Source organism: Luteimonas sp. 3794 (assembly GCF_031456825.1).
Taxonomy (GTDB): Bacteria; Pseudomonadota; Gammaproteobacteria; order Xanthomonadales; family Xanthomonadaceae; genus Luteimonas.
In genome coordinates this window covers 23,373-37,866 of record NZ_JAVDVJ010000019.1, presented here as the reverse complement: position 1 = coordinate 37,866, position 14,494 = coordinate 23,373, and the positions used below count along the sequence as shown (strand labels likewise).

The 14,494-nt window shown below is 68.2% G+C and carries 14 protein-coding genes; 8 read left to right on the top strand and 6 right to left on the bottom strand.

Annotated elements, in window-relative coordinates; genetic code table 11:
* Window positions 1-60 precede the first annotated feature (60 nt).
* From J2X52_RS16910 to rarD, 7 genes are all read left to right on the top strand, one after another.
* On the top strand, window positions 61-339 hold the full coding sequence (locus J2X52_RS16910; RefSeq protein WP_310156142.1) for a DUF493 family protein: 279 nt from the start codon (window positions 61-63) through the stop codon (window positions 337-339).
* 22 nt (window positions 340-361) lie between these two features.
* Entirely contained in the window at window positions 362-829 is a 468-nt protein-coding gene (locus J2X52_RS16905; protein WP_310156139.1) for a BLUF domain-containing protein, read from the top strand.
* Window positions 826-1,482: a lipoyl(octanoyl) transferase LipB gene (gene lipB, locus J2X52_RS16900; protein WP_310156136.1), complete on the top strand. Its 657-nt coding sequence runs from the start codon at window positions 826-828 to the stop codon at window positions 1,480-1,482. Before J2X52_RS16905 ends, lipB begins: the two co-directional genes overlap by 4 nt.
* Window positions 1,483-1,562: 80 nt before the next feature.
* Window positions 1,563-2,570 (top strand): lipoyl synthase, encoded by a 1,008-nt coding sequence (lipA, locus tag J2X52_RS16895; protein ID WP_310156133.1) that lies wholly within the window; start codon window positions 1,563-1,565, stop codon window positions 2,568-2,570.
* Window positions 2,571-2,961: 391 nt separating this feature from the next.
* The gene (locus tag J2X52_RS16890) at window positions 2,962-5,154 is read left to right on the top strand and encodes a carboxy terminal-processing peptidase (RefSeq protein ID WP_310156129.1); all 2,193 of its coding nucleotides are present in this window, start codon (window positions 2,962-2,964) and stop codon (window positions 5,152-5,154) included.
* A gap of 225 nt (window positions 5,155-5,379) precedes the next feature.
* Entirely contained in the window at window positions 5,380-6,318 is a 939-nt protein-coding gene (gene yedA, locus J2X52_RS16885; protein ID WP_310156126.1) for a drug/metabolite exporter YedA, read from the top strand.
* Window positions 6,315-7,226: an EamA family transporter RarD gene (rarD, locus tag J2X52_RS16880; protein WP_310156123.1), complete on the top strand. Its 912-nt coding sequence runs from the start codon at window positions 6,315-6,317 to the stop codon at window positions 7,224-7,226. Before yedA ends, rarD begins: the two co-directional genes overlap by 4 nt.
* Before the next feature lie 93 nt (window positions 7,227-7,319).
* Here rarD and J2X52_RS16875 read toward each other — a convergent pair whose 3' ends face one another.
* Window positions 7,320-8,384 (bottom strand): alpha/beta fold hydrolase, encoded by a 1,065-nt coding sequence (locus J2X52_RS16875; protein WP_310156118.1) that lies wholly within the window; start codon window positions 8,382-8,384, stop codon window positions 7,320-7,322.
* A gap of 147 nt (window positions 8,385-8,531) precedes the next feature.
* Between J2X52_RS16875 and J2X52_RS16870 the strand changes: the two genes are divergently transcribed.
* Entirely contained in the window at window positions 8,532-9,179 is a 648-nt protein-coding gene (locus tag J2X52_RS16870; RefSeq protein ID WP_310156115.1) for a nucleotidyltransferase family protein, read from the top strand.
* A 262-nt stretch (window positions 9,180-9,441) separates the two neighbouring features.
* On the opposite strand, the gene J2X52_RS16865 is transcribed toward J2X52_RS16870, so the two are convergent.
* The 5 genes from J2X52_RS16865 to J2X52_RS16845 are packed head-to-tail and all read right to left on the bottom strand — an operon-like array spanning window position 9,442 to window position 14,279.
* Window positions 9,442-9,750 (bottom strand): hypothetical protein, encoded by a 309-nt coding sequence (locus J2X52_RS16865; protein ID WP_310156113.1) that lies wholly within the window; start codon window positions 9,748-9,750, stop codon window positions 9,442-9,444.
* Window positions 9,747-11,057 carry an ABC transporter permease gene (locus J2X52_RS16860; RefSeq protein WP_310156111.1) on the bottom strand — a complete coding sequence of 437 codons (1,311 nt, stop codon included), beginning with the start codon at window positions 11,055-11,057 and terminating at the stop codon, window positions 9,747-9,749. Before J2X52_RS16860 ends, J2X52_RS16865 begins: the two co-directional genes overlap by 4 nt.
* Before the next feature lie 54 nt (window positions 11,058-11,111).
* Complete coding sequence (locus J2X52_RS16855; RefSeq protein ID WP_310156108.1) at window positions 11,112-12,269, bottom strand: FtsX-like permease family protein; 1,158 nt, start codon at window positions 12,267-12,269, stop codon at window positions 11,112-11,114.
* A gap of 25 nt (window positions 12,270-12,294) precedes the next feature.
* Window positions 12,295-12,987, bottom strand: a complete 693-nt coding sequence (locus J2X52_RS16850; RefSeq protein WP_310156105.1) for an ABC transporter ATP-binding protein — start codon at window positions 12,985-12,987, stop codon at window positions 12,295-12,297.
* Window positions 12,988-13,031: 44 nt separating this feature from the next.
* Window positions 13,032-14,279, bottom strand: a complete 1,248-nt coding sequence (locus J2X52_RS16845) for an efflux RND transporter periplasmic adaptor subunit (protein ID WP_310156102.1) — start codon at window positions 14,277-14,279, stop codon at window positions 13,032-13,034.
* Between the last annotated feature and the right edge of the window lie 215 nt (window positions 14,280-14,494).

Genomic DNA, 14,494 nt, shown 5'->3' with positions numbered 1-14,494 from the left:
GCATCGGATTTGCTGTATCCACCGCTTGGGTTCGGCCGCCACTGCCCCGATAATCCCGCGATGGACATCACCTCCGACAACCCCGATCACGGCTTCCAGTTTCCCGGCGTCTTCGAGATCACCGCGATGGGGCCGGCCGCTGCCGGGCTCGATGCCGAGATTCCGCGCCTGCTGACGGCTGCCGGCATCGCCGTACTCCACGAAACCGTCACCGCGCGCGAGTCGAGCGGCGGCAAGTACGTGTCCATCAAGCTCAGCTTCCGCGCCGAGTCGCGCGCCCAGTACGACGCCGCGCACGCGGCGCTGCGCGACCACCCCGAAGTGAAGTGGACGCTCTGACCGGCCAGCTGGAGCGTCGCGCGTGATCCGCCAGCTGCTCTATCGAAGCGGCCAGCTCTACGAGTTCACCACCGCCGAGATGGTGCGCCTGTTGCGCCAGTCACGGGACGACAACGCACGTGACGGCATCGGCGGCATGTTGCTGTCGCAGGACGGTTTGTTCATGCAGTTGCTCGAAGGGCCTGCCGTCGCGGTGGACGCGTTGTACGCGCGCATTGCATCCGATCCGCGTCATTGCGAAGTGCGGTTGCTGGTGCGCGGCGAGCGCCGGATGCCGCTGTTGCCGGGATGGTCGATGGCCTGGGCGGAGTCGCCGGCCGATGGCGAGGCGCCGGCCTTCGCGGGTCTGGAGACGGACCGCACGGCGCTCGGACTGCTGGAGGCCGCCGCGCGCGATCCTGTCGCCGCTGCGATGCGCGCGTTCCTGCGCGGCGCGCCGGTGCCGGGCGGTGGACTGGGCTGTGCGAAGGTCATGGAGCGCGTGCTGTGAGCGCGCCGGTCATCGTCCGCCAACTGGGTCGCCAGCCCTATGAGCCCGTGTGGCGCGCGATGCAGCGCTTCACCGATGCACGTGGCCCCGACGGCGCCGACGAACTGTGGGTGGTCGAGCACGATCCGGTGTTCACCCTCGGCCAGGCCGGCAAGCCCGAACACGTGCTGGTAGCCGGCGACATTCCGGTGGTGCAGGTGGATCGCGGCGGCCAGGTGACCTATCACGGCCCGGGCCAGCTGGTGGTCTATCCGCTGCTGAACCTGCCGCGGCTCAAGATCGGCGTGCGCGAGTACGTCTGCAAGATCGAGCAGTCGATCATCGACACCCTCGGCGACTGGAACATCGAAGCCGTGCGCCGCGATGGCGCGCCGGGCGTCTACGTCAACGACGCCAAGATCGCCGCGCTGGGCATCCGCGTGCGCCGCGGCTGCACCTTCCATGGCCTGGCGTTCAACGTCGCCATGGATCTCGAGCCTTTCCAGCGCATCAATCCCTGCGGCTACGCAGGCCTGCAGGTGGTGTCGCTGGCCGATCTCGGCGGGCCGTCCTCGCCCGATGCAGTCGCGCCGATGCTGCTCGAGAACCTGGCCGCGCAGTTCGGCCTGGCGATGACTGCGGGCCCCGCGCCGGCGCTTCCGGCCACTGAATGACACGCAGCGTCCCCGGTGCCCGGCAAGACACTGCGGGGGCGGGGGCCTACAATGAACCTCCGCCCGCAGTCCTGGCCGCCATGTCCTCTTCCGTCGACAAATCGATCCCGCTGCAGGTGGTGTCCGCGCCGCCGCCGGCGTCGCTGCAGACCGGCGTCAAGCAGGTGGCGGGCGACAAGATCGCGCGCTCGCCGGTGCAGTTCGCCGACGCCCCCGTGCTGCGCAAGCCCTCGTGGATCCGCGTGCGCATTCCGTCCAACGGCGCGGTCGCCGCGCTGAAGTCGAAGCTGCGCGAGAACCGTCTGGTCACGGTCTGCGAGGAAGCCAGCTGCCCGAATATCCACGAGTGCTTCGGCCACGGCACCGCGACCTTCATGATCCTCGGCGAGGTCTGCACCCGCCGCTGCTCGTTCTGCGATGTCGCCCATGGCCGGCCCAAGCCGCCGGATGCGAGCGAGCCGCTGAACCTCGCGAACACGATTGCCGACATGGGCCTGAAGTACGTGGTGATCACGTCGGTCGACCGCGACGACCTGCGCGACGGCGGTGCCCAGCATTTCGTCGACTGCATCCGCGAAGTTCGCAAGCAGTCGCCGCACATCCGCATCGAGGTGCTCACGCCCGACTTCCGCGGCAAGGGCCGCATGGAACGCGCGCTGGAGATCCTCAAGACCAATCCGCCCGATGTGTTCAACCACAACGTCGAGACGGTCCCGGATCTCTACCGCAACGTGCGTCCCGGCGCCGACTACCAGTGGTCGCTCGACCTGCTGAAGAAGTTCAAGGCCCAGCATCCGAACGTGCCGACCAAGTCCGGCATCATGCTCGGCCTCGGTGAGAACATGGAGCAGGTGCAGGGCACCCTGCGCGACCTGCGCGCGCACGATGTCGACATGGTCACCATCGGCCAGTACTTGCAGCCCAGCGCGCACCACCATCCGGTGCTGCGTTACTGGACGCCGGACGAGTTCCGCGCGCTCGAGGATTACGGCATGGCGCTGGGCTTCAGCCACGTCGCCTCCGGCCCACTCGTGCGTTCGTCCTACCACGCCGACCAGCAGGCAATGGACGCCGGCGTCGCCGCCTGATTCGTATCTCGGTCCAGTCCGGTTACGCGTCATCTAGACTCGCGCAGAAACCTCATACCTCTCTCTTTGGGAGAGGTCGACGCGCAGAGCGTGTCGGGTGAGAGCGGGGACCTCTTGGGACATTCTAGGTTGCGCCCTTATCCGCTTCCGCGGGGCACCTCGATTAAACGGCGCAGGTGCGTGCGAGAAAGTCGACAGAGTGGGACGCTCCAGCCGGCTTCCGATCCGCCCCGCTCGAATGACGCCGCGATGAACGCAGCGGCGATTCATCCGGTTTCCGTACAGTCCGTTGCATGCAACGTGCAACTTTCGGCACTGTCGACGCGTCTGTTCACGCGACAGGCTCGAAGGCTTGTCGCATGATGACCGCATCCGCAATCCAGGACCCTGCATGAAAGCTTCCCGCGTCGTTTCCGGCTCCCTGATCGCTCTCGCGCTGGCGGTGCCGCTCGCGTTGATGGCCAGGCCCGACGCCATCGCCAGTGCACCGGCGACGCCCAATGCCGACCAGGTGGCAGCCTCGAAGCTCGTCTACGGATTGCTGTCCGACAGCCGCTACGCCTATCGTCCGCGCGCGCTCGACGGCAGTCTCTCGGGCGAGATCTTCGATCGCTATTTCGAGACGCTCGATGCCGGCAAGCTGTTCTTCACCCAGCAGGACATCGCCCGCTTCGAACCGCTCCGTTCGGGCATGGGTGCCGCCGTGCGGGACGGCGACGTGGCGCCGGCGCTGGAGGTCTTCGCGCTGTACAAGCAGCGCGTCAACGAGCGCATCACCGGTGCGCGCGAACTGCTCAAGCAGGACATCTTCGATTTCAGCGGCAGCGACCGCTGGGAATACGACCGCGAGGACGCGCCGTGGGCCGCCGATGCGGCGGAACTCGACGCCCTGTGGCGCCAGTCGGTGCGCAACGACTGGCTGCGCCTGAAGCTCGCCGGCAAGGCCGACGACGAGATCCGCAAGACGCTCGACCGTCGCTACCTCAACACCGCGAACACCGTGGCTGCGCTCAACGACGAGGACGCCTTCAGCAGCTTCCTCAATGCCTACACCGGCTCGATCGACCCGCACACCGATTACTTCAATCCGCGCGCGGCGCGCCTGTTCAACCAGAGCATGTCGCTGTCGCTCGAAGGCATCGGCGCGCAGTTGCAGAAGCAGGACGACGTGGTCGTGATCCGCGAGGTCATCCCCGGTGGTCCGGCTGCGATCAGCAACCGCTTCAAGCCGGGCGACCGCATCGTCGGCGTCGGCCAGGGCACCAACGGGCCGATGGAAGACGTGATCGGCTGGCGCATCGACGATGTGGTCGACAAGATCAAGGGGCCGAAGGACACCCAGGTGCGCCTGGACGTGGTGCCGGCCGAGGCCACGCTCGACAGCGAGCCGGTGCGCATCACGCTCACCCGTGCCCGCGTGCGCCTGGAAGAGCAGGCGGCCAAGGCCCAGACGCTCACCCTGCCGGCGGACACCGAAGGCGGACGCGAGAAGCAGATCGGCGTGATCAAGCTGCCGGCGTTCTACCAGGACTTCGAAGGTCGCCGGAACCGTGATGGCGAGTACGCGTCAGCGACGCGCGACGTCGCGCGGCTGCTCGAAGAGTTCAAGGCGAAGAAGGTCGACGGCGTCGTGCTCGACCTGCGCAACAACGGCGGCGGCTCGCTCAACGAGGCGGTCGAACTGACCGGTCTCTTCATCGACCAGGGCCCGGTGGTGCAGGTCCGCGAGGCCGGTGGCCGCGTCGGCGTGCAGGGCGATCGCACTCCGGGCGTGGCCTGGGACGGTCCGCTGGCCGTGCTGATCAACCGCGGTTCGGCCTCGGCGTCGGAGATCGTGGCCGGTGCCATCCAGGATTACGGCCGCGGTCTGATCATCGGCGAGACCACCTTCGGCAAGGGCACGGTGCAGAACCTGGTCGATCTCGACCGCTGGCCGGCGAACGAGACCAAGCGCTTCGGCCAGGTCAAGCTGACCATCGCGCAGTTCTTCCTGCCGGGCGGCAGCAGCACACAGAACAAGGGCGTCGAGCCGGATATCCATTTCCCGGTGACGGTCGATGCGACCGAGTTCGGCGAGAGCACCTACGACAATGCATTGCCGTGGACGCGCATCGCCGCGGTGCCGCACACCCAGTACGGCGATTTCGCGCCGCTGCTGCCGCAACTTGAGCAACTGCACGACAGTCGCGTGGCCACGGACAAGGAATTCGTCTGGTGGGCCGAGGACATCGCCGAGTTCCGTGCCGAGCGCGAGAAGAAGTTCGTCTCGCTCAACGAGGCCGAGCGCCGCGCCGAGCGCGACCGCCAGACCGAGAAGCGCCGGGTGCGGCAGGAAGAGCGTCGCGCGCTGGGTCTGGAGCTCGATCCGCTCGCCGAGGATTCCGACGACGACGGCTTGCAGGCCAACGAGCGCGCGATCGCCCAGCAAAACCGCCTTGAAAAGGCGGCCGAGGATCGTCCGGATCCACTGCTGCGCGAGTCGGCGGCGATCCTGGCCGACGCGGTGCGCCTGCTCAATGCGGACCGCGGTCTGTCGGCGACGGTGTTGCCGGTCTCGACCGCGCCGGGTCGCTGGGCGCGCTGATTCGCTGACATGTTCGAAGACGAAGCCGCCGCGAGTGATCGCGGCGGCTTTTTCATATCTGTAGGCGCGCGCTTGCGCGCGATCGGGCTTTCCTCGGTCACGCCGCATCGCGCGCAAGCGCGCGCCTACAGCAGGACTGCAACACCACCGTTCCAGCCGTGCAACGGGCCGCAGGCGTAGAATTCCGCTCCCGCATCCGCGGTCGTCTCCTCTTTCGGAAGCCCCATGAGCGTCGCGCCGGTGTCGCGTCCCGCCTCGGTCCTGGCCATCGCGCTGGCGCTGGCGGCCGTCTATCTCGTCTGGGGGTCGACCTATCTCGCGATCCGCTTCGCCCTCGAGGGTGGTTATCCGCCGCTGTTGATGGCGGGCATGCGTTTCATCGTTGCCGGTGGACTGATGTACGCGGCGCTGCGGCTGCGCGGTGCGCCGGCGCCGACGCGCAAACAGTGGAAGACCCTGCTCGCGATGGGCGTGCTGCTGCTCGGTCTGGGCAACGGCATGGTCTGCATCGCCGAACAGAGCGTGTCGTCGGGTCTCGCCGCGGTCGCGGTCGCGTCGGCGCCGATCTGGATCGCGCTGTTCGCAGCGATCCGCGGTGATCGGCCGTCGCGCATCGAATGGGCCGGCCTCGCGGTCGGTTTCGCCGGCGTGCTGTGGCTCAACGCAGGCAGTTCGTTGACCGCGACGCCGACCGGCCTCATCGCCTTGTTGATCGCGCCGCTCGCCTGGGCGTTCGGCTCGGTGTGGAGCCGCGGCCGCGATCTGCCGTCGCCGTTCATGGCGGCCGCCGCGCAGATGCTCGCCGGCGGCGTGATCATCCTCGCGGTGGGCCTGCTGATCGGCGAGCGCTTCGCCGAGCTGCCGACGCTCAAGGGCACGCTGTCGGTCGCGTATCTCGCCTCGTTCGGTTCGATCATCGGCTTCACTGCCTACGTGTGGCTGCTGCACAACGTGCGCCCGACGCTCGCCGGCAGCTACGCCTACGTCAATCCGGCAATCGCGGTGCTGCTCGGTGCGTGGCTCGCGTCGGAGCGCTTCCACGTCAACGATCTCGGCGCGATGGCGGTGATCCTGGTCGCCGTGGTCGCGATCACGCTGGGCCGCGCGCGCGCGAAGAAGCCCGTCCCGACACCGGCTGCGGCAGTCGCTGGAGAAGAGCCATGATCGACGCCGCGCAAAGCCGCCGCGGCCTGTGGATCGCAGTCGCGGCCTTCGTGATCTGGGGTCTGATGCCGCTGTACTGGTATCTGCTGCGGGAGGTGCCGTCGCTGCAGATCGTGCTGCACCGCTCGATCTGGTGCGCGATCCTCGTCGCCGCGTTCCTGACCATCCGCCAGGGCCGCGGCTGGTTGCGCGAGATCCTCGCGCAACCGAAGCTCGCCGGCATGCTCGCGATGTCCGGTTGCCTGATCGCGGCGAACTGGGCGCTGTACGTCTGGGCCGTCAACAGCGGCCACGTGGTCGAAGCGAGCCTGGGCTACTTCATCAATCCGCTGCTCAACGTGGTCATCGGTGTGGTGTTCCTGCGCGAGCGGTTGTCGCTGCCGCAGTGGATCGCGGTCGCGCTCGCCGGTGGCGGCGTCGCGTGGCTGACCTTCAACTACGGCAGTTTTCCGTGGATCGCGCTGTGCCTGGCGACTTCGTTTGCGCTGTACGGACTGATCCGCAAGTTCGCCGCGGTCGAAGCGGTGCAGGGACTGGGCGTCGAGAACCTGTTCGTGTTCGGTCCCGCACTGCTCGCCCTCGTGTGGTTCGAAACCCAGGGCGGCGGCGGGTTCTTCTCCCTGCGCTGGGGTGGCTGGACCGACGTGCTGCTGGTGCTCGGTGGCGCGCTGACCGCGATTCCGTTGATCTGCTTCGCCTATGCGGTGCGACGCGTGCCGCTGACGATCATCGGCCTGCTGCAGTACATCGGCCCGACGCTGCAGTTGCTGCTGGGTGTGTTCTTCTTCGGCGAAGCCTTCGGCATCGACCGTGCGATCGGCTTCGGTTTCATCTGGGTGGGGCTGGTGGTGTTCGCGGTCGACGGTTATCTGCAGTCGCGCCGGCGGATCGTCGCGCAGCAGGCGTAATCGGCGCGGTATCCCGATGTAGGAGCGCGCTTGCGCGCGATGCAGCGTTGCCGGGAGAGCCCATCGCGCGCAAGCGCGCTCCTACAGTCGGGTTTAGCGGGCGGCGAGCGCGGTCTGCGGACACGTCGCCGCGTCGAACCAGTCGACGACGGTCGGCGCTAGCGTATCGAGCCGCATCGGCAGGCTCAGGTGATCTTCGCCGGCGAGTTCCAGATAGCGCGCGCCGGGCATCGCGGCCGCGAGTGCACGGCCGTGTTCGACCGGTACATGGCGATCCGCATCGCCGTGCACCAGCAGCACGCAGCCCGGCGCCTGTGCGAGCGCGGTGCCGACATCGACGCCGTCGAGCGGCAGGGACAGCGTGTCGCCGGCGCGTGTGATCGCCGCATCCAGCACCGAGGCATCGATGCGCCAACGCAGCCAGCGGCGGGTCAGTTGCGCGTGCCAGCTGCCGCCGGTTTCGCCCAGCATGTGCGGCACCATGTCGCGGATTGCGGCGCCGGCATTGTCGAAGGATTCCAGCGCGACGATGCGTTCGGCCTGCAGGCGCGGATCGGCCGCCGCGAACAGGGCGGTCGCGGCGCCGTAGGACACGCCGAACACGTGCAGCGGGCCGGCGATCTCGCCGCGCTCGCGGAGCGCGACGACCGCGTCGACGACGTCCCCGGCCTCGCGCGTGCCGTAGCCCGAGGGCGCATGGCCCGAGCGGCCGTGATTGCGCAGGTCGAGGGTGATCGTGCGATAGCCGGCTTCGGCCAGCGCGATCGACCACGGCAGCAGCGAGCCGCCATCCATCATCCAGCCGTGCAGCAGCACCACCGTGCCGCGCGGCGTGGCGGACGGCGCGGAGGGGGCATGGAAATCGAGCGAGAAGTCGATGCCGTGCGGATCGTCTGCCGGTCGCGTCCATGCGTAGTCCATGCCGTAGTCGCCGGGATCGAGCGCGCGCCAGAACAGCGGCACGCCGTCGCTCGTGGTGACGTGACCGCTGCGGTTTGGCAGTCGCGCAAAAGCGGCGTCGACACGATCGGTCTGCAACAGCGGCGATGCTCCCGGCGGCGCGACCAGCTTCGATGCCAGCGAATGCGCCATGCCCGGCCATGACGAGAATCCGGCGACGAGCAGGCAGGCGGCGAGGAGGACGGCAAGGCGAAGCATGGCGGGGGGCGGGAGCGGGGCGGCCGCGCAGACTATCGACGCGCCCCCGGGCGTCGCTATCGCACTGCGATGACAACTGCATGACAGACGGTCGCCGTTCATCAGCGTGCGCCGGTCGCTGCACCGGGCTTCTGGCACAGTGCGGCCATGTCGACCCTTCGCCCCGAAACCCATCTGATGACCGTTGCGCATGCCGCGATCGTGCTCGCCGCCGGTGGCAGCACACGGCTCGGCCGGCCGAAACAACTGCTGCGTCACGGTGGCGAAAGCCTGGTCGCGCGCGTGGTGCGGCTGGTCGCCGACACTCATCCCTGCCGGCTCGTGGTGATGCTCGGCGCGTATCACGATGACGTCGCTTCCGAGCTCGCCCCGTCGCCGCACAGCTTCGTCGAACTGCATGAGGTGCCGGACTGGCGCGAGGGGCTGTCTGCCAGCCTCATGGCCGCATCGCGCGCGCTGCAGGCGCATCCCGGGCCGGTGCTCGTGACCGGTATCGACCAGCCCGCGCTCAACGCGCTGCATCTGCGCGCATTACTCGATGGATCGCGCAGCGTGCGCTCGGGCTGCGCAGCGGTGATGCACGGCGAGCGGCCCGGCGCGCCGGCGGTGCTGTCGCACACTGTGTTCGCGCAGGTGGATGCGCTGCAAGGTGATCGGGGATTCGGGTCGCTGCTGGCGGCGTTGCCGGAAGAGGAGCTGTTCCGGCTGCAGGCGCCGTCGCTCGCGCAGGACATCGACACACCGGATGACGTGCAGCAGGCGCTGGCGGACGGGCTGCTGGATCGCGGGGTCTAGCGTGCTAGGGAAGGTCTGAATGACTGCCGTCATCCCCGCGAAGGCGGGGATCCAGAGACTTCAAGCCTTTGAAAACCGAAGACGCTGGATTCCCGCCTTCGCGGGAATGACGGCCAAAGCGGAATTGTTCAGACCTTCCCTAGACGTTGCGGCGCTTTGATGGCGTCTTCAAGCATCAGGCGCCCGGTCACCCCTCTGCCGTCACGAGTGCAGATTTCCTGGATCGACACATCGCGCGCGAGCGCGCTCCTACGGGTGCCAATCAGCCCGCACGCGTCATCATCCACATCACGACCATCGCACCCACGACACCGATCACCAGCGCTGCGTTGCGCCAGCGTTTCGCACGCCGCCGATAGCGGGCGACGCGTTCGTCGTTGAGCGCAGTGGCGCGTGCGATCCAGGGGGCGGTGTCGCGTTCGGCCTGGGCGTAGATAGCCTCCGCGCGCGCCGGATCGGCCTCGGCGCGCAGCGCGGCGTCCTCGTAGCGCTCGAACGCGCGCTTCTGCAGCGACTGAATCTCGCGTGCGATGTCGGCGTTCGACAACGTATCCGGCGATGCGGCACTCATGTCGCGCGCAAAGCTGCGGTGACGGGCAGGCGCGCGGCGCGCAGAGCCGGGAACAGGCCGCCGACCAGGCCGATGCCCAGCGCCCATTTCAGCCCGTTCCACAGCAGCTCGGGAGACACCTTGAACTGGAATACCACCTGGCTGAAGTTGCTGCCCAGCGTGCTGACGCTGTAGCCGTTGAAGATGCTCCACGCGAGCAGCCCACCGAGCAGGCCGCCGAGCAGGGCGAGCAGCATCGTCTCCAGCATCACCGCCACCACCACCGGCAGGCCGCGGAAACCGATCGCGCGCATCGTCGCGATCTCTCGTGCGCGGCCGGCGACGGCGGCGTACATCGTATTGAGCGCGCCGAACACGGCGCCGACCGCCATGATCGCGCCGATCACCGTGCCCAGCACATTGATCAGCGTTGCCAGCTGACCGGATTGCTTGCCGTAGTAGGCGCGCGTGGTCGAGACGTCGAGTTTCAGGCGCTGATCGGCGTCCATCGCGGTCTTGAACGCGGTGAAGCCGTCGGTGCCGTCGGTGCGCACGGTGATCGACTGGTAGGCGCTGCGGTTGTAGGTGGAGCCGAGCGTCTCGGCATCGGTCCACAGCTCCGAATCGTGTGCATCGCCGGAGGCGAACACGCCGACCACGGTCCATTGCTGGTTGCCGAGCGTCAACGTCCTGCCGACTTCGAGCCCGCGGAACTGGCTGCGCGCGCCCTGGCCGACGACGATCTCACGCAGGCCCGGCTCGAACCTGCGGCCTTCGATCACCTGGACCTTGTCGCGCACCGCCCAGGCCAGTTCGCCGACACCGCGGAACTGCGCGTTGACGTCGGTGCCGTCGGCCTTCGACGGCAGATTGACCACCTGCGACAGCTCCGGCGACAGCAACGGCCGGCCCTGCGCGTCGCGGGCGATGCCGGCCAGCGTGCCGATCAGCGGCACCTGGTCGCGGGTGATCACCGAATTGGTCTCGGCCTGCGAGCCGCCGCGCAGCACGATCGCCGAAGTGTCGTCGCCGGTGCTGTTGAGCGTCGCCTTGAAGCCTTCGCCCATCGCCAGCATCGCCACCAGCACACCGACCACACCGGCGATGCCGACCACGATCACCGATGACGCACCCCAGCGCTGCGGCAGGCTGCTGATGCCGATACGCGCCGCTGCCAGGGCCAGCCGGCCGCCGCGCGTCAGCACCAGCCACAGCGCGATGGCGACCGCGATCGCCAGCACGCCGTACCAGGGCAGCAGCACCCACACCACGAGGCCGACGATCAGCGCGACGATCGACAGCAGGTTCCAGAGCCACGGGCTTTTCATGTCGGTCCGATCCGGTTGGTCGTGCAGCGGAAGGAAGTGCGATGGGCCATGACGTCAGCGTCCCGCGAGCGCGTCGACGATCTTCAGCCGCTGCGCGCGCAGCGCCGGCAGCACGCCGACGATGATGCCGATGCCGATCATCAGGCCCAGTCCGATCAACCACGTCTGCGCCGGCACCGTCGGCAGCGCGATCACGCCGCCGCTGGCCGCGCTGACCCCGGGCATGATCGCCGCGGCCAGCCCCAGGCCGACCAGCCCGCCGATCACCACCAGCAGCACCGATTCCACCATCACCAGCACCAGCACGGTGCCGTCGCTGAAGCCGAGTGTCTTCAAGGTCGCGAGTTCCGGAATACGTTCGCGCACCGCCTGCGCCATCGTGTTGCCGGTGAGCAGCAGCAGGGTGAAGAACACCGCGCCCATGATCGCCGTGACGATCAGGCCGATGTCGGCGAACTGCTTGGCGAAGGCCTGCTGGAACGCCGATTCGGTCTGCGACTTGGTCTCGCGGTCGGAATTGGCCGAGATCGCGTCGATCGCCTGGGCCACGCGCGAGGCCTGGTCCGCATTCGCGAGCTGCACGGTGAACCAGCTGACCTGGTTCTTGATGTAGTCGTTGGACTCGTCGAAGTAGGCCCAGTTCATCATCAACTGGTTCTCCGCGCCGACGTTGCCGCGGTCTTTGGCGCGGAAGATCGCCTTGAGTTCCAGTGGCCAGTCGTTGCTGCCGCCGCGCGGGAAGATCGTCGCCTGCAGCGGGATCGTGTCGCCGATCTTCCAGCCGAACTTGTTCGCCAGCGCCTCGCCGACGGCCGCGCCGGTGCGCGTGTCGCGGAAGGCCTGCAGCTGGTCGGGCGGCACCTCGTACTCGCCGTAGACGTCGAAGAAGTTCGGCGCGACCGAGAAGTTGGGGAAGAAGTTGCGCTGGTCCTGGTAGATGCCGCCGAACCACATCGCGTACGTCACCTGCTGCACGCCCGGGATCGCTTCGATCTCCGCCTGCAGGCGCACCGGCAGCGACTGGGTGATCGACAGCCGTGACGCGACGATCAGCCGGTTGGCGCCGTCGACGCTGCCGCCGGCGTTGAACGCCACGCGCACCGAATCGAGCATGCCGAACAGCAGGAACGTCGCGACCACCGAAAGCAATGTCAGCAGTGTCCGCGTCTTGCTGCGGAACAGCTGGGCCCACACCAGCGACAGGTATTTCATCGTGCCGTCTCCGGAAAGTGGTGGGTCAGTGCGCGCCGACCGGCTTGTCGACCAGTTCGCCCTTGTCGAGGTGGATCGTGTGGGTCGCGTACTCGGCGGCCTTCGGGTCGTGGGTCACCATGACGATGGTCTTGCCGTGCTCGCGGTTGAGTTCCTGCAGCAGGCCGAGGATTTCCTCGGCGCTCTGCCGGTCGAGATCGCCGGTGGGCTCGTCGCAGATCAGGAAGGTCGGATCGGACACGATCGCCCGCGCGATCGCCACGCGCTGCTGCTGCCCGCCAGACAGTTCGTTGGGCTTGTGCGTGCGCCGGTCGGCCAAGCCCACCAGGGTCAGCGCGATCTCGGCGTTGCGCTTGCGCTGGGCGGCGCCCAGGGTGGTCAGCAGCAGCGGCAGCTCGACGTTCTTCTGCGCGTTGAGCATCGGCATCAGGTTGTAGAACTGGAACACGAAGCCGACGTGGCGGCTGCGCCAGTTCGACAGCTGGCCGGCGCTCATGCGGTCGATGCGCTCGCCTTCGATCTCGATCTCGCCCGCGGTCGGCGTGTCCAGGCCGCCGATCAGGTTCAGCAGCGTGGTCTTGCCCGAGCCCGACGGGCCCATCAGCGCGACGAAATCGCCACGCGGAATCTCGAGGTCGATACCGTGCAGCACGTCGACCTTCTCCGGGCCGCGCTGGTAGGTCTTGTGCAGGTTGCGGATGCTGACGAGGGACGACATGGCGCGCTCCGGGGTGGATGCTGCTCGATGGATGTGATGTGCGATCAACGGCTGTCGGCGTCGGAGGCGGCCATGCGCACCTTCGCGCCGTCGGCCAGCGTCTCGGGCGGATCGAGCACGACGGTGTCGCCGGCGTTGACACCCGACAGCACCTGGCGGTCGTTGCCGAGCGCGATGCCGGTCTCGAGCGTCTGCCGGGTCACGGTGTTGTCCTCGCCGAGCACGAAGGCGACGTCGGCGCCGTCGCGCTGCACGATCGCCGCGCCGGGCACGCGCACGCCGCGCGGCTGCTGCGCATCGTCGGCCTTGGGCGCTTCCAGGAAGCTCACGCGCACGCCCATGTCCGGCACGATGCGCGCGTCCTTCTGCTTGATGGCGATGCGCACCTTGACCGTCGCCTTGCCGCGGTCGGCGGCCGGGATGATCGCGATGACCTCGGCGGGAATCTTCCAGTCGGGATAGGCATTGAGCGTCGCCTCGACCGGCATCTTCGGCTGCACGCGGCCGATGAAGGCTTCGCCGACGTCGACTTCGACTTCAAGCGAATCCATGTCGACGATCGTGCCGATACCGGTGCGGGTGAACCCGCCACCGGCCGATAGCGGCGAGACAATCTCGCCCGGCTGCGCGGACTTCGCGATCACGATGCCGGCGAACGGCGCGCGCACGATGGTGTTGTCGACGCCGAGATCGGCGATGGCCAGCGAGTCGGACGCGACCTGCGTATTGCGCTGGGCGGTGACCAGCTGCGCGCGCAGCGCATCGCGCTGGGCGACGGCCTGGTCGTACTGCGAGCGCGACACCAGTTGCTGATCGACCAGTGAGGCCAGGCGCGTCGCATCGGCATCGGCCTGCGCCAGCTGCGCCTGCACGCTGCCGGTCTGACTGCGCGCCGCGGCGAGCTGCGATGCAGAAAGATTGCGCTGCGCATCGGCGTCGATCGGATCGAGCGTGGCCATGATGTCGCCGGCCTCGACGCGTTGACCTTCCTCGATCAGCACCTCACGCACGCGGCCGGTAATCTTCGACGACACCGTCGCGGTACGCCGGGCGACGATGTAGCCGGTCGCGTCGAGCACCGATGCATTCGCGCCACCAGCGGTGATAGCAACGACCGGCGCGGTGCGTACCTCGACGCCGCCATCGCGCCCGAACAGCGCCCAGCCGGCGACCAGCAGGAGCAGCAGTACGACGATCGCGATGGCGATCCACAGGCCGCGCCGCGACGGCGGCTCGGGCGGCGCCTTGCGGTCGATGCGGAGTTCGTTGAGCAGGTCGGCCTTGGTATGCATGGATTCCATGTAAAGCAGGACGTGACGACAGGCGGGAGTGTGACCGCGGGGGTCGGGCGATCCAACCTGCCGGAAGTCAGTTTCCGACGGGGCGCCGAACAGCGAAGCAGGCGCAGCGATGCGCCGGGCCGAGTCTGCGCGCTTCCTGCCCGCGGGTCACCTGACGGGTGTCACCTGCAAGGCATGACGCCTGCGCCTGCACGCGCCGGGTGCCG

Bases quoted from the DNA above. Each gene is read 5' to 3' on its own strand.
- J2X52_RS16850 (WP_310156105.1), bottom strand. From the start codon at position 12,987: ATGTCGTCCCTCGTCAGCATCCGCAACCTGCACAAGACCTACCAGCGC.
- J2X52_RS16865 (WP_310156113.1), bottom strand. From the start codon at position 9,750: ATGAGTGCCGCATCGCCGGATACGTTGTCGAACGCCGACATCGCACGC.
- rarD (WP_310156123.1), top strand. From the start codon at position 6,315: ATGATCGACGCCGCGCAAAGCCGCCGCGGCCTGTGGATCGCAGTCGCG.
- J2X52_RS16870 (WP_310156115.1), top strand. From the start codon at position 8,532: ATGTCGACCCTTCGCCCCGAAACCCATCTGATGACCGTTGCGCATGCC.
- J2X52_RS16855 (WP_310156108.1), bottom strand. From the start codon at position 12,269: ATGAAATACCTGTCGCTGGTGTGGGCCCAGCTGTTCCGCAGCAAGACG.
- J2X52_RS16845 (WP_310156102.1), bottom strand. From the start codon at position 14,279: ATGCATACCAAGGCCGACCTGCTCAACGAACTCCGCATCGACCGCAAG.
- J2X52_RS16890 (WP_310156129.1), top strand. From the start codon at position 2,962: ATGAAAGCTTCCCGCGTCGTTTCCGGCTCCCTGATCGCTCTCGCGCTG.
- J2X52_RS16910 (WP_310156142.1), top strand. From the start codon at position 61: ATGGACATCACCTCCGACAACCCCGATCACGGCTTCCAGTTTCCCGGC.
- J2X52_RS16860 (WP_310156111.1), bottom strand. From the start codon at position 11,057: ATGAAAAGCCCGTGGCTCTGGAACCTGCTGTCGATCGTCGCGCTGATC.
- J2X52_RS16875 (WP_310156118.1), bottom strand. From the start codon at position 8,384: ATGCTTCGCCTTGCCGTCCTCCTCGCCGCCTGCCTGCTCGTCGCCGGA.
- yedA (WP_310156126.1), top strand. From the start codon at position 5,380: ATGAGCGTCGCGCCGGTGTCGCGTCCCGCCTCGGTCCTGGCCATCGCG.
- lipA (WP_310156133.1), top strand. From the start codon at position 1,563: ATGTCCTCTTCCGTCGACAAATCGATCCCGCTGCAGGTGGTGTCCGCG.